This is a genomic window from Xenorhabdus sp. BG5 (genome assembly GCF_015163665.1).
Lineage (GTDB): Bacteria > Pseudomonadota > Gammaproteobacteria > Enterobacterales > Enterobacteriaceae > Xenorhabdus.
In genome coordinates, this window is the sequence record NZ_JADEUG010000001.1 from 467,361 (window position 1) to 491,726 (window position 24,366).

The following is a 24,366-nucleotide window of genomic DNA, read 5'->3' on the forward strand; positions in this document are numbered from 1 at the left end:
TGGAATTAATAATAGGAAGAATCTTTTCGCTTGCGTATGGGGAGTCTGTTTTGTTACGCCACGCTTTTAGTATTCATGTTGACCAGCAAGGCAAGGATCGTCTATGAGTGCAGCAACAACCGACGTTGAAAACCAAAATAAAGGCTTCAACGCTATCATCAGCAGGATAAAAGCTGATCCAAAAGTTCCGTTATTAGTTGCTGGCTCTGCTGCCATCGCTATCGTTATCGCCCTGTTTCTCTACTTGCGCAGCCCCGACTATCGGGTGCTTTACAGCAACCTGAGTGATAAGGATGGTGGCGAGATTGTTACTCAATTAACCCAAATGAATATCCCTTACCGTTTTGCCGAGAACGGCGCTGCACTCATGATACCGACCGATAAGGTGCATGAAACGCGTCTGAAACTGGCACAACAAGGATTACCCAAAGGGGGCGCCGCGGGTTTCGAGCTCTTGGATAAAGAAAAATTCGGCATCAGTCAGTTCAGTGAGCAGGTCAATTACCAACGCGCGCTGGAAGGTGAGTTGGCTCGTACCGTGGAATCGCTCGGTCCAGTCCAAAGCGCCCGTGTCCATCTGGCGCTGCCTAAACCTTCTTTGTTCGTTCGTGAACAAAAATCGCCATCAGCCTCAGTGACTGTGGGATTGCTACAAGGCCGGGTGCTGGATGAAGGACAAATCAATGCCATCGTGCATATGGTTTCAAGCAGTGTTGCCGGCTTACCCGCAAGTAGTGTCACGATTGTGGATCAATCTGGGCGTTTGCTGACACAAAGCGATGCGACTAGCCGCGATTTGAATACCACTCAGTTGAAATATACACAAGAAGTGGAAAACCGTTTCCAACATCGAATTGAAACCATTCTGGCCCCTGTGGTTGGCCGTGGCAACGTTCATGCACAGGTCACGGCACAAATTGATTTCTCCCGTCGCGAAGAAACAGCAGAAGAATATAAACCTAACCAGCCACCAAATCAGGCCGCTGTCCGTTCTAAACAGAGCAGCACCAGCGAGCAAAGCGGTGGCCCATTGGTCGGTGGCGTGCCGGGTGCGTTGTCAAATCAGCCAAGTGCTGCACCAAGTGCACCAATCGAGAAACCGAACGCAAATGCCAAAGGCAACGCTGACGAAAAAACTGACCAACAGCGCAGTAACGCTAACAAAAACAATAGCTACGAGCGTATGTTAAGCAACAACCGTAATAACCGTTATGACGAAACCACTAACTACGAAGTGGATCGCACCATTCGTCATACGCAATTGCAGGCTGGCGCAGTGGAACGCCTTTCGGTTGCAGTTGTGGTCAACTATACCACCGTGAAGGGAGAAAATGGTCCTGAAACACAAGCGTTGACACCAGAACAGCTAGCACAAATCGAAGCATTGACTCGTGAAGCCATGGGCTTCTCTGCTGACCGTGGCGATAGCCTGAATGTGGTTAACACACCATTCAATAACACCACCGAAGTGATAGAACCTTTGCCATTCTGGCAGCACCCTGCCCTGCTGGAGAAACTGTTAGAAGCAGGTCGTTGGTTACTGTTGGTACTGGTTGCATGGCTACTGTGGCGTAAGATGGTCGTGCCACAAATCGCCAAAAAACGTGCCGCGGAAAAAGCTGCGCTGGAAGTGCAAAAGAACCCGCCGAAACAGCAAACAGAGACCAATACTGAATTGGATGAAAAAATGCGCCGTAAACTGGCTCGCCAACGTGTCAATGTTGAGCTGCAAAGCCAGCGTCTGCGTGAACTTGCAGAAAAAGATCCTCGCGTCGTCGCGCTGGTGATCCGTCAATGGATGAGTAACGAACAATGAGCCTAAGCGGAACAGAAAGAAGTGCCGTCATGTTAATGACCCTGGGAGAAGATCAGGCGGCCGAGGTATTCAAGCACCTGAATTCCCGCGAAGTACAACAACTGAGTGTCGCTATGGCGGGGATGAAACAAGTCTCCAACCAGCAACTGGTTGAAGTGCTGGCAGAATTTGAAGAAGATGCAGGGCAGTTTACTGCCCTCAGCATCAATGCCAACGACTATCTGCGCAACGTACTGATCAAGGCATTAGGAGAAGAACGGGCTTCCAGCCTGCTTGAGGATATCCTTGAATCCCGTGATACCACGACAGGCATCGAAACGCTTAACTTTATGGAGCCACAGATGGCAGCCGATATGATCCGCGATGAACATCCGCAGATCATTGCTACCATTTTGGTTCACCTGAACCGTGGTCAGGCAGCCGATATCCTCGCCCTGTTTGATGACCGACTGCGTAACGATGTCATGTTGCGTATCGCCACTTTTGGTGGTGTCCAACCCTCCGCGTTAGCGGAATTGACGGAAGTCCTGAATAACCTGCTGGATGGTCAAAACCTGAAACGCAGTAAGATGGGGGGTATTCGTACAGCGGCAGAAATCATCAACTTGATGAAAAGCCAGCAGGAAGAAGGTGTCATTGACGCCGTTCGTTCCTATGATAACGAACTGGCACAGAAAATCATTGATGAAATGTTCCTGTTCGAAAATCTTATCAGCGTGGACGATCGCAGTATCCAACGTCTGTTGCAGGAAGTTTCCACCGATTCCTTGCTTGTGGCATTGAAAGGTTGCGATCAGGCATTGCGCGATCACTTCCTCAACAATATGTCGCAGCGTGCTGCTGAAATCATGCGCGATGATTTGGCAAACCGTGGTCCTGTGCGGATGTCTCAAGTGGAAGCCGAACAGAAAGCCATCCTGCTTGTTGTTCGTCGTCTGGCAGAAAGTGGCGAAATGATCCTAAACGGTGGTGACGATACCTATGTCTGATAAGTCGAATAATGGCAACTGGCGACCGTGGCAGCCAGGCGAATTGACTCAGTGGGAAACCCTGCGGGCAAAACTGGAACCCATAGATGAGAAACAGCAGCCAAGCGAACAAGATCGGCTGCTGGAACAAGCAAGAATACTGGACGAACTAAAAGAGCAGGCGCGTCAGGCTGGTCATGTGCAGGGCTTTGCAGAAGGCCAGATTCAAGGCTATGAACAAGGGGTTCAGGAAGGCCGCCAAGCCGGACTGGAACAAGGTTTGCAGGAAGCTAAACAACAACAGCAAGTGATTACTGATCAGTGGAAAGACTTGCTAACGGACTTTAGTCATTCATTGGATGGGTTGGATACCGTGATTGCTTCCCGCCTGATGCAACTTGCATTAACTGCTGCCCATCATATTCTGGGGCAACCTGCGGTGTGTGATGGCACCGCCCTGCTGAATCAGATCCGCGAATTTATCCAGCAAGAACCTATGTTCAGCGGCAAACCCCAATTGCGTATCCATCCACAAAATATTCCGCTGGTTGAGCAACAACTGGGGGAAGTTTTGGCGCTACACGGCTGGCGGTTAATTGCGGATAACAAATTGCATCCGGGCGGCTGTAAAGTCAGCGCCGATGAAGGAGATATGGACGCCAGTTTAGCTACCCGCTGGCATGAAATGTGTCGTCTGGCAGCACCGGGAGAATTGTGATGACGGCAAGATTGGGTCGCTGGCTGGCAACGTTGGATTCATTGGAAAAGCGACTGGAAAAAACACCCAAAGTACGTCGCTATGGGCGCCTGACCCGCGCCACAGGCTTGGTACTGGAAGCCACTGGCTTACATATGCCTCTCGGCGCTACCTGCCTGATCGAGCGCCAAAATGGCAACGTCATTGAAGAGGTTGAAAGTGAAGTCGTCGGCTTCAATGGTGAAAAACTGTTGCTGATGCCGCTGGAAGAATTGGAAGGCATTGTACCGGGCGCTCGCGTCTATGCCCGTTCTTATGGCGAAGATGCGAGCGCCGGACGCCGCTTGCCTTTGGGAGCGGAATTACTCGGCAGGGTTCTGGATGGTGCAGGCCGCCCTCTTGATGGTTTACCTGCTCCCGATACAGGTTATCGTGCCCCCTTAACAACAACACCATTTAATCCCCTGCAAAGAACCCCTATCAGCAATGTATTGGACGTTGGCGTTCGTGCCATCAATGCCCTGCTGACAGTGGGACGTGGGCAACGTATGGGATTATTTGCTGGCTCCGGCGTCGGTAAAAGTGTACTGCTTGGCATGATGGCACGTTATACCCAAGCCGATGTGATCGTTGTGGGATTAATTGGTGAGCGTGGTCGTGAAGTTAAAGACTTTATCGAAAATATTTTGGGTACGGAGGGGTTATCACGCTCTGTCGTTGTTGCCGCTCCCGCCGACGTTTCACCTTTGCTGAGGATGCAAGGCGCCGCTTATGCAACGCGCATCGCCGAAGATTTCCGCGACAGAGGCAAACATGTCTTGTTGATCATGGATTCCCTGACCCGTTACAGCATGGCACAGCGTGAAATCGCACTGGCTATCGGCGAACCACCAGCAACCAAAGGTTATCCCCCTTCTGTATTTGCCAAGTTACCCGCACTGGTGGAAAGAGCCGGCAATGGTGTCAGTGATGGCGGTTCCATTACTGCATTTTACACCGTGTTGACAGAAGGTGATGACCAGCAAGATCCGATTGCCGATGCTGCGCGAGCCATCCTGGATGGTCATATCGTGCTATCACGTTCACTGGCGGAATCTGGTCATTATCCTGCTATTGATATCGAAGCTTCTATCAGTCGTGCCATGACCGCACTGATCGACAATACCCATTATCGGCGAGTACAACATTTCAAACAGTTGCTTTCCAGCTATCAACGCAACCGGGATTTGATCAACGTTGGTGCCTATGCGGCGGGCAGTGATCCTCTGCTTGACAGAGCGATTGAGCTTTATCCTCATATGGCCCAATTTCTGCAACAAGGCATTGACGAGCGCAGTGAATACGATGAAGCCTGCTCTCAGCTTCAACAATTATTGCCAACATAGTATTTTGTCTGTGGGAATTTAACCCCAAAATACTTTTGCCAAGGGGTATAACATTTATCAATACGGTGCCGATATAAGTTTACTATTGATGTCATTCAGTAACGCTGATGTCTGTTTGGTGATTAATACGAGGAAATACATGCAACAACACTCCCCTCTCATGACTTTGCGTGAACTTGCCCAGGATGCGGCAGAAAAAGCGGCATCGCAACTTGCGCAGATTCGGCAAAGTCACCAACAAATGGAGCAACAACTCACGGCGTTAATGAATTATCAGGATGAGTATCGTACCCGTCTGAATGACACGCTCAGCAATGGTATGTCCTGCTCTACTTGGCAAAATTACCAGCAATTTATGAAAACGCTGGAAATGGCAATTGAACAGCACAGATTACAACTCAACCAATGGAAAAAGCGTCTTGAACAAGCCATGTCACAATGGCAGGAAAAACAGCAACGCCTGAATGCCTTCGACACACTGCAACAGCGGGCAGAGCATAATTTGAAGTTACACCAAAATCGCATGGAGCAAAAACAAATGGACGAGTACGCACAACGCGGTGCACAACGGAGAATGAAACAATGAATCTCACTCTTTTGCCTACTGATTTAAAATTCACGGACAAAGGTACAGATAAAAGTCAGCCAACTTTAAATAATACCGTGATCGGTAACCATTCTTCTCAATTTGGGCAACTTCTCAATGCAGAAACCGCCTCTATGCGCAAACCCACTACTCAGACGGATAAAAATAGTCTGACAGAGGAAAAATCCACTTCTGATAAAACAGCAGAAAGCGGCTGGCCGCCATTGGCAGCAGTGTCAGATAACAGTATGGTCAAGGATAAATCATCGGTAGAAACAACACAGCAAGAAAATAGTGCTGAATTTGCCGTATTAAAAGATGAAGATCTCTTATCTGCCGAAGCATTAAGTGCGACGATACCCATCCAGCTTGCTGGACTGCTGACTCCCCATACCAATTCCGCTGTTCTTGTTGAAGACTCACAGGTTTTGATCGGCAATGGATCGTTAGAAAATAGATTGCTGGAAAATTCATCACCAGAAGATGTATTACCGGAAAGTGCCTGGCAGGATAGCGAAAACAGTCCTGCTAATACACTGCTGATTAGCAACGCCAAAGATAGCAGATTAACTGACACTAATTTTGTTGAACTGTCTAAAGCGGGTGAGCAAGGTGAAGACATTCAACTTTCGGCTAAACAGGCGGCGCGCCCTCTGAACACTAAGACAGAGGGTTCCGTCAGCCTTCAAACTGAATGGGCACCGCTCGTCGGACAACTTAAACTGGTTCCCAATCACCTTGCCACCAATAATAAGGTTGAATCTGGCAAAGCTCTTCTCAAAGAGACCGTTTCAGGTAATAGCAAAGATCCAAATCTGCTCCAGATGGCAATGCAAATAGCGCCTGCATTGCTATCTTCGACGGCAGAAACAGCTTCTATCGACTCACCGGCGGTATTGGCAACCCCTTCCCTGCTTTCAGCCGGACAACAATTTCAGCTTAACAGTACCACTACACCTTTCACTACACCTTTATTAAATGCTCATCTTGGCAGCGAAGAATGGCAGCAACAGCTCAATCAACATGTGTTGTTCTTTAACCGTAACGGTCTGCAACAGGCAGAGCTTCGCTTACATCCTCAAGAACTGGGCGCGTTGCACATCCGCATGAGCGTTGAAGACAATCAGGCACAATTGCATTTTGTTTCCGCCCATCAGCATGTGCGTGCTGCTCTGGAAGCGGCCTTACCAGGGTTACGCCATGCATTAGCCGAAAACGGTATTCAATTGGCACAAAGCAGTGTCAACAGTGATACCCCAGGAAACGGTCAACAAGAGTATTTTGCTGATAACCATGCCAATAACCCGAACAGCAATTCTAATTCCCATGCTGAAACGCAAGAGTCGGGTTTAGTGGCTGCAACCGAGATCACCGCCTCCTCTGTATCAGCCATCAGGGTGACACCTCAACAACTCACCTCGGCCAGAGGAGGTATTGATATTTTTGCCTAATTACCACCTAAACATTCGCCTAATTTCGTGAGACATCGGAATAAAACGAAAACAGGTCGATAACAAACGTGTGAGTTAATGGTTTTTTCCCCGTTTGTTCCAGCCATTGCCGAAACAAAGACGCGGGATAATTGATCTCGATTTTGATGGATAAGGGCTTCGCCACGGAATGCGCGGAGACTTATTCGCAACAGAAAACAGGAATTTATCTGTCCATGTCTGATTATAGCTACGAGCATAAACGCACAAATCCAATTTGGATGATACTGTTAGTACTGATTGCTGTTCTTGGTGTTGCCATCGGAGGGTATAGCTGGTGGGTAATGAATCAGTCAGCCAATAACAGTACAGAAAAAACCAAAGCCATTGATGCCCCTGTATTTATGACCTTGGAGCCTTTTACCGTCAATTTGATCGACAACGAAGAGCATTTCGATCGTGTTCTCTACGTTGGCATCACATTGCGTTTGACTGACGAGAAAATCCGTCAGCGCTTCCATGAATATCTGCCAGAAGTTCGTAGTCGTATGTTGTTGTTATTATCTCGTCAGAAAGCGACTGATCTGGCAAAAGATGATGGCAAAATGCATTTGGTGGCAGATATCAAACAGACACTACACCCGACACTAATACCCGGTGAACCCGATCAGGAAATCGCCGATGTGTTGTTTACCACGTTTATTCTGCGATAATCACAATGAGTGACAATATTCTTTCACAAGCAGAGATCGACGCTCTGCTCAATGGTGACAGTGCCTCTGCTGATGACGTAGAACAAACTGCGTCCCGAGAAAGTGAGGTTCGCCCTTACGATCCCAATACACAACGCCGTGTTGTACGCGAACGTTTGCAGTCACTGGAAATCATCAATGAACGTTTTGCCCGCCAATTCAGGATGGGGCTGTTTAACATGCTGCGCCGTAGCCCGGATATTACGGTCGGCGCTATTAGGGTTCAGCCTTACCACGAATTTGCCCGCAATCTGGCTGTGCCAACCAACCTCAATCTGGTCCACCTGAAACCATTGAGAGGAACGGCGCTATTCGCGTTCGAACCTAGCTTAGTTTATATTGCCGTTGATAACCTGTTTGGGGGAGATGGCCGTTTTCCAACCAAAGTGGAAGGTCGTGAATTTACCTATACCGAACAGCGGATCATTAACCGGATGCTGAAACTGGCACTGGATGCCTATCGTGATGCCTGGGATTCTATCTTTAAACTTGAAGTGGAATACGTGCGTTCCGAGACACAGGTGAAATTCACCAATATCACCACTTCACCGAATGACATCGTGGTGACGACACCGTTCCAGGTAGAGATCGGTGCATTGACCGGGGAATTCAATATCTGTATTCCATTTGCCATGATCGAACCTCTGCGCGAGCGCCTGACCAATCCCCCTGTGGAAAATGTGCGTCAGGAAGAGAGCCAGTGGCGTGAAAGTTTAGTGAAGCAAGTTCAACATTCAGAATTAGAGCTGGTGGCGAACTTTGTTGATATTCCTCTGCGGCTGTCAAAAATCCTTCAATTGAAAAGAGGCGATATCTTGCCGATTGAAAAACCTGAACGTCTGATCGTTCACGTTGATGGTGTGCCTGTGCTCACCAGTCAATATGGAACACTGAACGGGCAATATGCCCTGCGTGTTGAACACCTGATTAACCCTGTTTTAACTGCTCTGGATGAGGAAAAGCCCAATGAGTGATGCTAAACAACCTACAGATACCAGCTCGACTGAAGATATGTGGGCAGAAGCGCTGGAACAACAGGCCGCACAGCAAACCTCTGACGGCGGCGCGTCAATATTTGAGAATCTGGAAGCGCAGGATGCGTTGGCCCAACTTTCCGATATTGATTTGATCATGGATATTCCTGTCAAGCTCTCTGTCGAGCTAGGCCGTACTAAAATGACCATCAAACAACTGTTGAGACTGTCACAAGGCTCAGTCGTTCCCCTTGATGGTTTGGCGGGAGAACCATTGGATATTCTGATTAATGGTTATTTGATCGCGCAGGGAGAAGTGGTTGTCGTATCGGATAAATACGGTATCCGTATCACAGATATCATCACTCCTTCTGAACGCATGCGTCGCTTGAGTCGTTAACTATGATGGCGAACCAGCCTTCCGTTCACACTTCTTTTCAACCTGGTGCGGCATCTGATGCTGCACCTGTTAACACGGCAGCCAGCCATGCCCATGTGAATATGATTAAACAAACCGGCAATAGTGATCCTCTTCCAGCCAGTCAAACGCTGATGCAAGTCAGCAGTGCCCTGGGTGGTATTTTATTGCTGATTTTCTTCATAACATGGCTAGTTCGCCGTTTAGGTTTTTCCCCTGCCAAAAGCAAAAATCATCGTTTGCTAAACGTTAAGGCAAGCTGTGCCCTTGGACCGAAAGAACGGGTTGTGGTGGTAGAAGTCGAGGATAACTGGCTGGTTTTGGGGGTCACATCTCAACAGATCAGTATGCTGCATCAAATGCCTGCACCGCCTGACAACGTGGACAAGGAAACTGCGCTCAAATCGCTGCCATTTGGGCAGATGCTAAAAAATACACTCCAGAAAAAAAACAAGAATAACAAGGACGATGATGAAAAATAGCGTTTTTATGACAGGCAAGAAATGTGTTTCACTGCGTTACCCAATGCGTTTGACGACTCTGTTTATGGCGCTCTTGCTGCCACTGTTCCCTATGAACGCGGCAGCTGAGTTTCCTGGTATCATCAGTCAGCCCTTAGCCAATGGCGGACAAAGTTGGTCATTGCCAGTCCAAACTCTGATTTTCATCACGGCACTGGGATTCATCCCTGCGGCCTTGCTAATGATGACCAGTTTTACCCGTATCATCATTGTACTTGGTTTGCTACGCAATGCGCTGGGAACACCTTCTGCTCCACCTAATCAGGTGATGTTGGGTTTGGCATTGTTTATGACTTTTTTCATTATGGCACCGGTGTTCGACAAAGTTTACCAAAACGCTTACCTGCCCTACAGTGAGGATAAAATCACCCTGGAAGTCGCACTGGATCAGGGAGCCAAGCCGTTGCGCCAATTCATGTTACGCCAGACACGGGAAAATGATCTGGCACTGTTCGCCCGCCTTGCCGATCAGGGGGCATTTGAAACTGCGGATTCTGTTCCAATGCGCGTGCTCGTTCCCGCGTTTATTACCAGTGAATTGAAAACCGCGTTCCAGATTGGCTTTACGCTCTTCATTCCGTTCCTGATCATCGATCTGGTTGTTGCCAGTGTTTTGATGGCATTGGGGATGATGATGGTTCCGCCTGCGACCATTTCACTGCCGTTCAAACTGATGCTGTTTGTTTTGGTTGATGGTTGGCAACTCTTGCTGGGTTCATTAGCACAAAGTTTTTATGTTTAGCGTGAAACCTAAATCTTATTGGAATAAAGATCAAAAAGCGGTTTGAGGAAATTATGACTCCAGAATCGGTAATGGCCCTCGGTGTTGAGGCAATGAAAGTGGCGTTAGCACTGGCCGCCCCTCCTCTCTTATCTGCCTTAATTAGTGGCTTGATCATCAGCTTATTACAGGCGGCAACTCAGGTAAACGAGATGACCTTATCGTTTATTCCAAAAATCCTGGCTGTCTTCGTGACTATCGTCACTGCCGGACCATGGATGTTAAATTTATTGCTGGATTACATGCGCACGCTGTTTAGTAGTATTCCGGCTATTATCGGTTAATTATGATCCCGTTTGATAGCGAAACACTTTCCCGCCTCGTCAGTGATTTTTTCTGGCCATTGGTGCGCCTGTTGGCCTTGTTCAGCACAGCACCCATTTTCAGTGAAAAACAGATACCAATAAAAGTTAAAATTGGCTTGGCGTTAGCGATCACCGCGTTACTTGTTCCAACCCTCCCCTCCCCTCAAATTCCGATTTTTTCTGTTGCTGGAATTTGGGTCTTGATACAACAAGTCTTGATTGGTATGGCCTTGGGATTGACCATGCAGATCGCCTTTGCCGTAGTACGTCATGCTGGTGAAGTTCTCGGCTTACAAATGGGACTGTCATTCGCCATATTTTTTGATCCTACGGGTGGGCCGAATATGCCTATCTTAGCCCGCATCCTCAATATGATGATGATGTTGCTGTTCCTGGCTTTTGACGGGCATTTATGGCTATTATCGATTCTGGCCGATACATTTTATTCTATTCCCATTCAATCAACCCAATTGAATCCAAAGGGTTTCTTATTGCTATCCCAAAGTGCCAGCCTGATTTTTATCAATGGCATGATGTTGGCAATGCCAATGATTACCCTACTTCTGGTCCTGAACTTCTCTCTGGGCATGTTAAACCGCATGACACCACAACTTTCTGTATTTGTGGTCGGTTTTCCATTAACTCTGACAGTGGGAATTTTCACGCTTTCCCTGTTATTTCCAACATTGGTGCCATTCACTGAGCGGTTATTTGGAGAAATGTTTGACCATTTGGCGATCATTATTCATGAACTGGTACGGTAGCGGTTATTTTTCTGATAAGCCCGTCAATCTGGCGGGATAATTTCCATCTTGTCCTGATACTCCTCTTCAACCATCCACTCTAACGCTCGCATTCATTATTAACATTTAAGAAACAAAAATATCGACACACGGTATTTATTTCAGTTAATTTAATTTCAAAATGTTACTGTCAAGTGTGTATTTAGCGCAAAAAATCCACCAAATCATCTACAGCCAGTTCATTTTTACACAGAAACAGTAATAGGCAGTATTTAATTGACTTTCAAACGGATGCAACAAATAAAAACTAAATAATCACACAAAGGAGTAATGAAAATGTTACACGAAAACGCTTCACAAACTTCTTCAGTCGCTTGTAATAACCATTCTCTCTCCTTGTCTACCTATCCTCTTAGTTCTCCCCAGCAAGCCATCTGGTTTGATCAGGCAATTCATCCCAATTCTTCCAACTACAACCTCAGCATTTTTATCTGCATTGAAGGCGAATTGAATGAAACATTATTTGCCCGTGCCTTTGAATCTGTTGTTTATTGTCATGACACTCTGCGTTTGCAATTTCTCAACACCCACGCTTTACCCAGGCAAAAGGTTGTTCGTTCTCTCCCGGTAACCGTAGATATACAGGATTTTTCAGTGCATCCAGATGCTGAAACCAGAGCAAAACAATACATGGATGACGAGTTTATGCGTCCATTTCGCCTGAATGAGACACTGTGGCGTTCCAAATTATTGCGCGTCAGCAATACCTGTCGGTACTGGCAATTTTGCTGTCATCATTTAGTCATTGATGGCACAGGTATGTTCATACTCATCAACAAGGTTATCGATGCCTATAACCGCCTGATGAAAGGAGAAACCCTGAACAACGCCGCTCACTCTTATCTGGATTTTATTACGGATAACCTCAATTATCTTGCTTCCAAACACTACTCACTCGATATGCAATTTTGGTTGAAACGCTATGAAAACCAGCCTCCTCCCTTGCTCCAGCCGGCCAATTTCAATAACACGACAAACCATAAACAAACCAAACCTGTTATTTGGGCCATCGACCAGGCTTTGTTTAAACGTATCGAAAAAGTGGCTGGCGGACAGGGATTACCCTTCCTGCATTTCATGTATGCCATTCTGGCCTGCTATTTCACCCGAACAACAGGTGTCAATGAAATTGTCATTGGTGTTCCCGTGCACAACCGCAAAAATACGCGACAAAAGTCCACGATGGGCATGTTCGCCTCCGTGATCCCTATTGGCATTACCCTTTCACCGGAAGATACGTTTCGTGATGTCATGCACAAAGCCGCAACCGAAATGAGTCTTTGCTATGAACATCAACGTTTTCCCATCACAGAACTCAACCGACAAATACACTCGCGGCAACAAGTCGGAAATGCGCGATTATTTGACGTGACGTTATCTCTCGAACCGTTTAAAGCTAATTTGCATATGGAAGGAGAAAACGTCAGCGCCAAACAGTTCGATCTGCGCTCCGGTGCTCCTTATCCTCTTTGTATCAGGATGAAGCAATACACAAATACCGCCCGTTCTGAAGAGACTTGTTCACCGATTTCCATTGAATTCTATTTTTCGCCTGATTATCTGAGTATCACGGAGGTTATGGCGCTCCGCTCCCGTCTTGCTGTCCTGCTTGATGCCGCTCTCACTTCTCTGGAGATGGCCTCTCTTACGCAGACAAAAATAGTCAATCTGCCAATCCTGCCCGACATCGAACGCCAGCAGGTATTGGTGGATTTCAACGCCACCCAAGCCAAATTCCCACAAAATACGCTGATTCATCAACTGTTCGAAGCACAAGTGCGGCGCACACCCGATGCCATCGCCACGGTTTTTGAAAAGCAATCGTTAAGCTACGATGAACTGAACAAACGTGCCAACCGTCTGGCATATCAACTGATTGCTCTCGGTGTGCGTCCTGATGATCGGGTGGCAATTTGTATTGAGCGTAGTCTGGGAATGGTGATCAGTTTATTAGGTATCCTCAAGGCCGGTGGCGCTTTCGTTCCCCTTGATCCGACTTATCCAGCCACGCGGCTGACCTATATGCTCAATGACTCCACCCCCGTGGCACTGATTACTCAAACAACGATAACAGAAATAGGAAACAGTCACCTGCCAACCATTCTGCTTGATATTCCAGACGATTCTGTTTTGGATGAAAAATCGGAAGAAAACCCAGAAGTCCAGGCAGTAGGACTAACCTCCCGTCATCTGGCTTATGTTATCTATACCTCTGGCTCCACAGGGCAACCCAAAGGCGTCATGATCGAACATCGCAGTTTGTGTAACTTGATTACCACCCAGCAAGATATACTCACCCTTTCTCCAGACAGTCGGATCTTGCAGTTTGCCTCAAACAGTTTCGATGCCTGTATTTGGGAATGTTGCATGGCTTTAATGGCCGGCGCTCGCCTTTACCTTGCAAGGCGGGAGAATCTGCTGCCGGGAACAACGCTGTCTCACTATTTAGAGACTCACGCCATTACTCATGCCCTCTTGTCCCCCACTGCTCTGGCAACGATGGACTCGCTTCCGGCTACCCTGCAAACTTTAATGGTAGGAGGAGAGGCGTGTCCGCCTACACTAACCAAACGCTGGGCACAAGGACGACAGATGTTCAATGCCTATGGCCCGACGGAAGCGACTGTTTGTGCGACTCTTTGCCAATGTGAAAGTCAGGGAAACCATGCCCCGCCGATTGGCCGTCCCATCGCCAATACCCAGATCTATATCCTTGACATGCACGGCCAACTCGTTCCGCAGGGAGTTGTGGGAGAAATATATATCGCTGGCGTCGGTGTTGCCCGCGGTTACCTGAACCGTCCTGAACTCACTGCCGAACGTTTTCTCATCAACCCGCTCGCTTCTGAGCACGATGCGCGTATGTACAAAACCGGTGATCTGGGACGTTGGCTCCCCGATGGCAAAATTGAATACCTCGGCCGTAATGATTTCCAGATCAAACTGCGTGGTTTCCGTATTGAGCCGGGAGAGATCGAAGCAAGGTTGCGGCAATGCCACGGTGTACGTGAAGCCGTAGTATTACCTTGTGAAAAGCTACCTTGTGAAAACAGTTCAGTATCAAAACAGCTAGTCGCTTACTTATTACCGCAGACCGATGTTGAACTGGAACCCATGGCATTAAGGCAACAACTCGCACAACAGCTTGCAGAATACATGATACCTGGTGCTTTCGTGACACTTGACGCCTTTCCACTGACCCCCAATGGCAAACTTGACCGTCAGGCGCTTCCCAAACCCGATCATACGGCAATCGTCACACGCAGTTATCAGGCGCCCATAGGTGAAGCAGAAACCCTTCTGAGTCAAATTTGGCAAATATTGCTTGGCGTGAAATATGTCAGCCGCTGCGATCACTTTTTCGAGCTTGGCGGGCACTCGTTGATAGCTGTTAGCCTGATCGAAAAACTACGTGAATTGGGATGGTGTCTTGATATTCAGGTTGTCTTCACTAAACCTGTCTTGAAAGAGATGGCAAAAGCGCTACTGTCAGTTCAAAAAGACACGGTTCAAGGGAATACAGAACAAGAAAATACCACGATATTCACTGTACCCCCCAATCTTATCCCTGACGGTTGTACTGCCATTAACCCCGACATGTTGACTCTCGTTTCCTTATCCCAGCACGAGATTGATGCCATCGCTGCGACCATTCCTGGTGGTGCGGCCAATATCCAGGATATTTATCCTCTCGCACCGCTACAGGAAGGAATTTTGTTCCATCATCTGTTGCAAAAACAGGGCGATACTTATCTGTTACGCGAGTTGCTTGCTTTCAACACCCGCGAACGGCTCGATACCTTTTTGGCAACCTTACAACGAGTCATTGACCGTCACGATATTCTGCACACGTCAATCTACTGGCAGGGGTTAGCACAGCCAGTCCAAGTCGTCTGGCGACAAGCAGCTTTGAACATTAATACATACTTACCCAATGACGAACAGGATATCCCTTGCCAATTACTGGCGCGTACCGATCCACAACAGTACCGTCTTGATGTGAGTCAGGCCCCCCTCTTCTCCGCTGATATCGCCTATAACCCGCATCAGGATGAATGGTTACTGGTTTTGTGTATCCATCATTTAGTCTGTGATCATGTCGCACTGGAACGCATCATTGATGAAATTGATGCATTATTACCTGACCATAGCGACAGTGAACATCCTGACAACTGTCATGCTGAAAAATTACCTCCAATATTGTCTTATCGTAATTTTGTCGCCCAATGCCTGCATACGCCGGCTTCAGATCATGAAGCTTATTTTCATAAGGTACTCTCTGACATAGATGCACCAACAGCACCTTTCGGGATACTGGATATTCACAGTGAAGATAAGCAGATAACCGAGGCCAGACAGCCACTGAATATGGCGCTGTCCAGAGCCATTCGCACACAAGCCCGACGTCAGGGTGTCAGCCCCAGTATATTGTTTCATGTTGCTTTAGCGCTGGTGCTGGCAAAAACCAGTGGCCGCGACGATGTCGTCTTCGGTACGGTATTGTTGGGGCGTATGCAGGGCCGTACTGGCGTCGATCAAATGATGGGGCTGCTTATCAATACGTTACCCATTCGAATCGGGCTGACAGATAATAGTGCACAAGCGATCGTTCAAGAAACTTACCTCAATTTGATGAGGTTGCTGGAACACGAACAGGCAACACTGACACTGGCCCAACATTGCAGTAGCGTGATCCCCCCTTTGCCACTCTTTAACACACTACTCAACTATCGTCATAGCCAGGCGGATACGACCCTGGCTAAATGGGAAGGTGTGCGTCTGCTGATGGTAGAAGAGAGAATCAATTACCCTATTGGTTTATTTGTTGATGATTGGGGTGATGGATTTAGTTTGGTTGCTCAAACCGTATCGGACGTCGATCCGATTCGTCTGATCGGCTATATGACGACTGCCCTGACGGGACTGGTCGAAGCACTGGAAACCTCACCCCACCAGCCCGTTTTGGCTATTTCGATTTTACCCAGCGCAGAACGTCAACAAGTGCTGGTGGATTTCAACACGCTTCCACCGTCTCCAGACTTTGTATTCTCTCAAAATACAGCAACCGACTTCTCACAAGACACATTTATTCATCAATTGTTTGAAAAGCAAGTACAGCAAAATCCCGAGGCGATTGCTGTCATCTTCGAAGAGCAATCATTGAGTTATGTTGAACTGAACCGTCAAGCCAATTGTTTAGCGCATTATCTGATTACTTTGGGTGTCCGTCCGGATGATCGGGTAGCGATTTGTGCTGAACGCAGTCCCGTCATGATGGTGGGATTACTCGCTATCCTTAAGGCTGGTGGGGCTTATGTCCCGCTCGATCCAGGCTATCCGACCGAACGACTGGCTTATATACTTGAGGATGCCGCTCCCGTTGCCTTGCTCACCCAAACAACGTTAATCCATCGACTGACCAACGTCCCCATTGTGGATCTCAATAATCTTGCATTCCTTACCGCAAACATGCCAATCAGCAACCCTGCCCCCCAAGCACTTGGCCTAACCTCACACCATCTGGCTTATGTGATTTATACCTCTGGTTCGACAGGTTTGCCCAAAGGGGTAATGAATGAGCATCGTGGTGTCGTGAATGGTCTGCTCTGGTCACAGAAGGCTTATCAATTAACCCCACAGGATCGGGTCTTGCAGAAAACACCCTTTAGTTTTGATGTTTCCGTGTGGGAACTATTCCCACCCCTGATGTTTGGGGCACAATTGATTCTGGCTCGTCCCGATGGTCATAAAGATCCGCACTATTTACGGTCTGAAATAGAAAAACACCGGATTACGCTTATCTACTTCGTGCCCGCCATGCTCCAGCAATTTGTCCATGCTATTCCTGCTGGTTGTTGTCCTTCCTTGCGTCATATTTTATGCAGTGGTGAAGAGTTTCCTTATGCCTTGCAGCAGAAATGTCTGTCCCATTTTGCTCACTGCCAGTTACACAATTTATATGGCCCAACTGAAGCTGCGATCCATGTCACCGCCTGGCAATGCGTGCCAGAACGGTATATCGGACGAGTACCGATTGGAAAGCCCATAGCCAATATCCAAATTTATTTGCTTGATAGTCACCAAAAACCCGTGCCAATCGGTGTGACAGGCGAGCTTTACATTGGCGGCATCGGTGTTGCCCGCGGTTATCTGAATCTTCCAGAGTTAACCACTGAACGCTTCCTTGCTGATCCTTTTTCTTCAGATCCTGATGCCCGCTTATACAAAAGTGGTGATCTGGCGCGTTGGTTGCCTGATGGCAATATTGAATATCTTGGCCGTAATGATTTTCAGGTCAAGATACGTGGTTTCCGTATCGAACTGGGGGAAATTGAGACGACATTAGCGCAATGTCGCGGTGTGCGGGACGCGGTTGTGGTTGTCCGCGAAGAGACACCCAATGAAAAGCGGCTGGTTGCTTATCTGCTCGCCGAACCCAATGCGACACTGGTCCCCGCAGAACTACGCCAGCAACTGGCACAACACCTTGCCGAATATATGCTGCCCAGTGCCTTTGTCACGCTTGATGCTTTTCCATTAACACCCAATGGCAAAATCAACCGTCAGGCCCTGCCAATGCCAGATCAAACAGCACTCGCGACACGCAATTATGCAGCGCCCATCGGAGACATAGAAACAGCGCTGGCCGGAATTTGGCAAGAATTGCTGAACTTGGAACAAGTGGGTCGTCATGATCATTTCTTTGAACTCGGTGGTCATTCTCTGCTCGCTATTCAGCTTGCCGCACGAACACGCCAGAAACTGGCGCGAGAACTGCACTTGCAGCAACTCTTTTCCCATCCGGTTCTGGCCGATTTAGCTGCCTTGCTCATCGACACGCCTGTCACAGCGCAAATCGTTATTCCCGTTACCGATCGCAATCAACCGTTACCGCTTTCTTTCTCCCAGCAACGCTTATGGTTCCTTGCCAGACTCAACAGCAAAGCCAATCTGGCCTATCATATTCCGATAATCCTGCATCTCAGCGGAAAGCTCGATTATACTGCGTTTACGGCTGCACTTGACCAACTCGTTAGCCGGCATGAAAGTTTGCGCACCCGTTTTGTCCTGCTTGATGACCAACCTTACCAACACATCGACAATGCAGACACGGGTTTTTCTCTCACCTGCCATGATCTGCGCAGACTAGACGAAACGTCTCGTATGGCCCACATTAACGAATTAGCGGAACTTGAAACACAAACCCCATTCGATTTCGCTAATGAGCCAATGATTCGAGGCCATTTACTGCAACTGTCTGATGAAGAACATGTGTTGATCCTTACCCAGCATCACATCATTACCGATGGCTGGTCAGTAGGGATCTTGTTCCGCGAACTGAGTGCCCTTTACCGTACCGCACAAGGGAAATGTGGCGATCCTTTACCTCACTTACCTATCCAGTATGCAGACTATGCCGTCTGGCAACAAAAATGGCTACGAGATGAGGCTCTGACTGCACAACGGGATTTCTGGCAGAAACAACTGCAAAACGCACCGACATTGCTGACTCTCCCTATTGATCACCCACGCCCGCCAGAACAAAGTTACACCGGCGCTCATGTGCCCGTTCACCTGAATGCTGATTTATTATCGGCCCTCAAAGCGCTTGGACAACGGCAGGATGCCACATTATTTATGACGTTGCTTGCAGCCTGGAGCATCGTGCTAGCCCGTTTGAGCGGACAGGACGATATCGTCATTGGCACTCCCGTCGCCAACCGTTCATTAAGTGACCTGGAAGGTTTGATCGGCTTTTTTGTCAATACCCTGCCTTTACGCATCGAACTGGAACAGTACAACTCGGTGGCAAATCTGCTCGCCCATGTTCGTGAACAAACGCTGGCAGCTTATGCACATCAAGACCTGCCTTTTGAACAATTAGTGGAAACCCTAAAACCCGAACGTAGCTTAAGCTACAACCCGATTTTTCAGGTTATGCTGGCCCTGAACAATATCCCCACTCAATCCCTTGAATTACCGGGTTTATCTGTCTCGAAGGTGGTGCCCCCACACCGCAGCGCGTATTTTGACCTGACCCTGTCACTGACCGAAAGCCAGGATGGTCTCACTGGTTATCTGGAATATGCATCAAGCCTGTTCGACCGGACGACGGTCGAACGCATGGTGGGTTATCTCAACAATGTACTGACTGCCATGACAATTGATGAAACACAAGCTATTGCCCGCCTGCCGATGTTGTCCGTTGCAGAGCGCCAACAATTATTGGTTGATTTCAATGCCCCTCAAGCTGACTTTCCGCATGATACGTTGATTCACCAACTGTTCGAAGCTCAGGTACAACGCACCCCAGATGCTACGGCGGTGATCTTTGAAGAACAATCCTTAAGTTATGACGAACTAAACCGCCGTACCAACCAACTGGCACATCGTTTGATTGCTTTTGGTGTACGCCCTGATGACCGCGTGGCAATTCAGGTTGAACGGGGTTTGGATATGATCATCGGTCTGTTCGGGATCTTAAAAGCCGGGGCCGGTTATATTCCGCTTGATCCAGAATATCCTGCCGAACGGCTTATTTATCAGTTGTCAGACTGCAAGCCTGTCATATTGCTGACCCAGAAACATTTACAGACACGCTTACCTATACAAGATATTCCCATCTGGTTGCTGGATGATGAAATTCACCAAGCCAATCTGCAAAAACAGCCTGTTTATAACCCTGACAGCAAGCAAACAGGCGTTCAACCGCATCATTTGGCCTATATCATCTACACTTCGGGTTCAACCGGCAACCCTAAAGGCGTCATGCTGGAACATCGCAATGTTGTCAGCCTTATCCATGCTCATTACCAGATCAGCGAACCTGCCTTGGGGGATCGTATTCTGCAATTTGTGACTTTCGCATTTGATATTTCAGTGTCAGATATTTTTCCTACTCTGGCATCGGGTGCCACGCTACTTCTGCGTCCACCTCATATCAAAATACCAAATAGCACGTTTGTTAATTTTTTACGTGAACAGAAAGTGACGATCATCAATATACCGACGGCTTTCTGGCACCATTGGGCGCAAGAAATGAAAGCCGGACGTGTCGGTTTCAGCCCCTATATACGCACCGTGATTGTTGGCGGGGATAAAGTGGAATACCGCTATTTAATGGATTGGCTGTCGTGCCCGGAAACCCAATCCTGCCGCTGGTTCAACGCTTATGGCCCGACAGAAATTACCATCACTGCTACGGCTATGCAGATAGATAAAGAAAGGGTGATAGATAACAAATATACTCCGCCTATCATCAACAATATTCCGATTGGTCGGCCACTCTCCAACACACGTATCTATATTTTGGATGCACTTGGTCAGCCGGTTCCTGTTGGCGTAAGTGGCGAAATTTATATCGGCGGAATGGGGGTCGCCCGTGGTTATTCCAACCAACCAGAGCTGACAGCAGAGAGATTTGTTGTCGATCCCTTTAGCGAACATCCTAACGCTCGCATGTATAAGACCGGGGATTTGGCTCGCTGGCGATCTGACGGCAATATCGAGTACCTTGGTCGCAATGATTTTCAGGTCAAGCTACGTGGCTTCCGGATCGAACTGGGGGAAATCGAAACCAGATTAATGCAATGCCACGGCGTGCGTGAAGCTATCGTGCTTGCCCGCGAAGATAAGCGGGGTGATAAACGCCTGATTGCTTATTTGATCGCCGAACCGAATATAAAACTGATACCGACAGAACTGCGCCAGCAACTCGCACAACATCTCGCCGACTATATGCTACCCAGCGCATTTATGACACTGGATGCTTTTCCGTTGGCTCCTAATGGCAAGATTAACCGCCAGGCACTACCGATGCCGGATCAGACATCCATGGCAACCCATACTTATGAAGAACCGCTCGGTGAAATGGAAATTGCCCTGGCTGAGATCTGGCAAGCATTATTAGGGCTGGAAAAGGTTGGGCGTTATGATCATTTCTTTGAACTCGGTGGTCATTCTTTGATGGTTATCAGCCTGATTGAGCGGCTGCGCAATCGAGGTTGGCATCTTGATATTCGTACTGTATTTTCCACACCAACACTGGCTGAAATGGCAAATATAATACAGACAATTCAGGATGATGCCCCTTCGCTCACCGTGCCGCCCAATCTTATCCCTGCTGGTTGCACCGCCATCACGCCTGATATGCTACCGCTGGTTTCTCTGACGCAACATGAGATTGAGACTATCGCTGCGACTATTCCCAATGGTATCAACAACATTCAGGATATTTACCCACTTGCACCATTACAGGAAGGTATGCTGTTCCATCATCTACTGCAAACACAAGGAGATGTTTATCTGTTGCACCTCTTGCTCGCTTTCAACACCCGCGAGCGTCTTGATGCTTTTCTGGCTGCTTTGCAACAGGTGATTAATCGTCATGATATTCTACGTACAGCCATCTGCTGGCAGGGTTTAACTCAGCCAGTACAAGTTGTCTGGCGCCAAGCCCCTCTGCGCATCAAGACCTTTGTACCAAATAACGATAAAGACGTGTCATCTCAATTGTTGGCACAGACAGATCCATACCAACACCGTCTCAATATCAGCCAGGCTCCGCTATTCTCTGCCGATATCACATATGATCCGGATCAGGGAGAGTGGTTGTTAGCGCTCTGTTGCCATCACATCCTCAATGACCATATGTCGTTGGATATCATCGTTGCTGAAATCGATAAACTTCTGCATCATCGTACTGAGTCATTACCGTCTGTATTACCGTACCGCCATTTTATCGCCCAATCCTTGCGTGTACCGATGCCAGAGCACGAAGCCTATTTCCGGGAGATACTCGCGGATGTGGATACACCAACAACACCTTTCGGCATGTTGGATGTTCACAGTGGAGACAGACCAGTAACTGAGGTCATCAAGCCACTTAATGCAGCACTGAACAGAGCTATTCGCAAACAGGCACGCCGTCAAGGAATTAGTCCCGGAGTCCTGTTCCATGTTGCGCTGGCACAAGTGCTGGCAAAAATAAGTGGGCGAGATGATATCGTCTTCGGGACAGTCTTATCAGGACGTATGCAAGGAAGTGTCGATATTGAACGAATTCTGGGGCTATTTATCAACACCCTGCCCGTTCGTATCACGCTTGCGGGGAACAGCACACAAGCGACCGTGCAAGCAGCTTACCGCAGTTTGACGCAGTTACTTGAACATGAACAGGCACCACTGGCGCTGGCTCAACGTTGCAGCGGTGTAGTACATCCTCTGCCACTTTTTAATACACTTCTCAATTATCGCCATAGCCAACCGGATGTTATCAATACCGTGTGGGAAGGTATACGTCTGGTAACAGGGCGAGAAAGGACTAACTATCCCATCTACCTGGCTGTAGACGATTTGGGTAAAGGTTTCCTGCTGACAGCTCAGGCTATATCAGGAATCGATCCAACACGCCTGATTGCTGATATGACGACGGCTTTAGCGGATCTGGCCAAGACATTGGAAACCGAACCCCAAAAGCCAATCATGAACATTGCTACCCTGTCTGCCACAGAACGCCAGCAGCTAATGACCGATTTCAACGCTGTTCAGGCTGAATTACCGCAAAATACACTGACATCAGGGCAGTCTACTATTGGAACAACTTCCAGTTACGAAGCGCCTCTTGGTGATGTGGAAATTGCACTGGCTGAAATTTGGCAGAAATTGCTGAAACGGGAACAGGTTGGTCGTTATGACAATTTCTTTGCATTGGGCGGTCATTCATTGATAGCAATACAATTGCTGGCTCGTATGCGTGAACAAAACATGGAAATTCCATTAGCAACCTTGTTCACTCATCCTACACTGTGTGAACTGGCCAAGGTTATAAACCCAAATCGCTCAACTGTAGCGAGTCGCCCAAGCTGATATCATTGACCAAAACGAAATTAAGTGGTTCCACCCCCGTGGAGCCACTTTTCAGTCAATTTAGTTAAAATTAGGTTGACCATTGGATGCGTTTACCCCGCCATCTATCGGCAAGTTCACCCCATTAATGAAACTGGCATCTTCGCTGGCCAAAAATGCAATGGCTGCCGCTACTTCAAAAGGTTGGCCCGCTCTTTTTAACGGAATACGACTATCGAAATGCGCAAGGGTTTCATCATCAAAACGAGCAACCATTGGCGTCAATACTAAGCTTGGACAAACCGCATTGACACGAACCCCTTGTGAACCATGATCCAGCGCCATCGCACGGGTTAAATTCACGACAGCGCCTTTTGCTGCGCAATAGTGAGCGCCGCCCCAATCGCCCCCCAAGCCAGATACCGAGGCATTATTAACAATACACCCTTTGCTTTTCAGCAAATGAGGCAAAGCAGAATAGCTACAATTCAGTACGCCATTGAGATTCGTAGCCAGTACGGCATTACCGTCCTCTTGTGAGGTGCTTAATAAATCACCAACCACATACAAACCTGCGTTGTTCACCAGAATATCTATTCGGCCAAAATGCCTGACTGTTTCATCAACCATATTTTTAGCCGATTCCCGGTCGGCAACATCTGTCTGAATCACTAACGCTTTGTTTGATGGCAATTCACTCAATACACGATTAAGCTTCTCTGTATCCCGCCCAGCTAACACCACAATGGCTCCTTCTTGTGAGAAACGCTTTGCTGTAGCCTCACCAATGCCACTACCTGCGCCAGTAATAATGACAACTTTATCCTCAAATCGAATCATTTTATTACCCTTATTGATATATTTTCAAAGCTTCCCGTGTAATATCAAATACCAGAGTCTTCCCTCAACAAACTTATATTAGTTAGTCACAATATAAAATGTTACTTATTTAATATTAAATATAATGTACTTATTTATACCAATCCAATTTCAAGATGCGTGTTATATTTTCCCGCTGCGCGGGGAAATATAAAGTCTCGTCTTGCAGATTGCAGCTTGCAGCTTGCAGTTTATCGAGTATAT

15 protein-coding genes are annotated in these 24,366 nt (G+C 47.8%); 14 read left to right on the plus strand and 1 reads right to left on the minus strand.

The annotated features are described in order from the left end of the window. Positions 1 to 103 precede the first annotated feature (103 nt). The 14 genes from fliF to IQ209_RS01940 all read left to right on the plus strand — a co-directional run bounded on the left by fliF (position 104) and on the right by IQ209_RS01940 (position 23,304). On the plus strand, positions 104 to 1,816 hold the full coding sequence (gene fliF, locus IQ209_RS01875; RefSeq protein WP_193848444.1) for a flagellar basal-body MS-ring/collar protein FliF: 1,713 nt from the start codon (positions 104 to 106) through the stop codon (positions 1,814 to 1,816). Next, positions 1,813 to 2,805, plus strand: a complete 993-nt coding sequence (gene fliG / locus IQ209_RS01880) for a flagellar motor switch protein FliG (RefSeq protein ID WP_193848447.1) — start codon at positions 1,813 to 1,815, stop codon at positions 2,803 to 2,805. The genes fliF and fliG overlap by 4 nt, the downstream gene beginning before the upstream one ends. Beyond that, positions 2,798 to 3,502, plus strand: a complete 705-nt coding sequence (fliH, locus tag IQ209_RS01885; protein WP_193848448.1) for a flagellar assembly protein FliH — start codon at positions 2,798 to 2,800, stop codon at positions 3,500 to 3,502. The genes fliG and fliH overlap by 8 nt, the downstream gene beginning before the upstream one ends. Then, positions 3,502 to 4,866: a flagellar protein export ATPase FliI gene (gene fliI, locus IQ209_RS01890; RefSeq protein ID WP_193848451.1), complete on the plus strand. Its 1,365-nt coding sequence runs from the start codon at positions 3,502 to 3,504 to the stop codon at positions 4,864 to 4,866. The genes fliH and fliI overlap by 1 nt, the downstream gene beginning before the upstream one ends. 139 nt (positions 4,867 to 5,005) lie before the next feature. Beyond that, on the plus strand, positions 5,006 to 5,452 hold the full coding sequence (gene fliJ, locus IQ209_RS01895; protein ID WP_189759190.1) for a flagellar export protein FliJ: 447 nt from the start codon (positions 5,006 to 5,008) through the stop codon (positions 5,450 to 5,452). Next, positions 5,449 to 6,903, plus strand: coding sequence for a flagellar hook-length control protein FliK (locus tag IQ209_RS01900; protein ID WP_193848453.1), 1,455 nt, complete (start codon positions 5,449 to 5,451; stop codon positions 6,901 to 6,903). Before fliJ ends, IQ209_RS01900 begins: the two co-directional genes overlap by 4 nt. A gap of 215 nt (positions 6,904 to 7,118) precedes the next feature. Then, entirely contained in the window at positions 7,119 to 7,595 is a 477-nt protein-coding gene (gene fliL, locus IQ209_RS01905) for a flagellar basal body-associated protein FliL (RefSeq protein ID WP_193848455.1), read from the plus strand. A gap of 5 nt (positions 7,596 to 7,600) precedes the next feature. After that, a complete protein-coding gene (gene fliM / locus IQ209_RS01910; protein ID WP_193848457.1) occupies positions 7,601 to 8,608 on the plus strand; it encodes a flagellar motor switch protein FliM in 1,008 nt (335 codons plus the stop codon). Beyond that, complete coding sequence (gene fliN, locus IQ209_RS01915) at positions 8,601 to 9,008, plus strand: flagellar motor switch protein FliN (protein ID WP_047767905.1); 408 nt, start codon at positions 8,601 to 8,603, stop codon at positions 9,006 to 9,008. The genes fliM and fliN overlap by 8 nt, the downstream gene beginning before the upstream one ends. A 2-nt stretch (positions 9,009 to 9,010) precedes the next feature. After that, entirely contained in the window at positions 9,011 to 9,508 is a 498-nt protein-coding gene (gene fliO, locus IQ209_RS01920; protein ID WP_193848459.1) for a flagellar biosynthetic protein FliO, read from the plus strand. 43 nt (positions 9,509 to 9,551) lie between these two features. Next, positions 9,552 to 10,289 (plus strand): flagellar type III secretion system pore protein FliP, encoded by a 738-nt coding sequence (gene fliP / locus IQ209_RS01925; protein WP_189759218.1) that lies wholly within the window; start codon positions 9,552 to 9,554, stop codon positions 10,287 to 10,289. A 53-nt stretch (positions 10,290 to 10,342) separates the two neighbouring features. Beyond that, on the plus strand, positions 10,343 to 10,612 hold the full coding sequence (fliQ, locus tag IQ209_RS01930) for a flagellar biosynthesis protein FliQ (protein WP_047767907.1): 270 nt from the start codon (positions 10,343 to 10,345) through the stop codon (positions 10,610 to 10,612). Between the two features lie 2 nt (positions 10,613 to 10,614). Then, complete coding sequence (fliR, locus tag IQ209_RS01935; protein WP_193848461.1) at positions 10,615 to 11,397, plus strand: flagellar biosynthetic protein FliR; 783 nt, start codon at positions 10,615 to 10,617, stop codon at positions 11,395 to 11,397. A 309-nt stretch (positions 11,398 to 11,706) separates the two neighbouring features. Next, complete coding sequence (locus tag IQ209_RS01940; RefSeq protein WP_370588379.1) at positions 11,707 to 23,304, plus strand: amino acid adenylation domain-containing protein; 11,598 nt, start codon at positions 11,707 to 11,709, stop codon at positions 23,302 to 23,304. A gap of 60 nt (positions 23,305 to 23,364) precedes the next feature. Here IQ209_RS01940 and IQ209_RS01945 read toward each other — a convergent pair whose 3' ends face one another. Further along, complete coding sequence (locus IQ209_RS01945) at positions 23,365 to 24,123, minus strand: SDR family NAD(P)-dependent oxidoreductase (protein ID WP_228005645.1); 759 nt, start codon at positions 24,121 to 24,123, stop codon at positions 23,365 to 23,367. Positions 24,124 to 24,366: the final 243 nt, after the last annotated feature.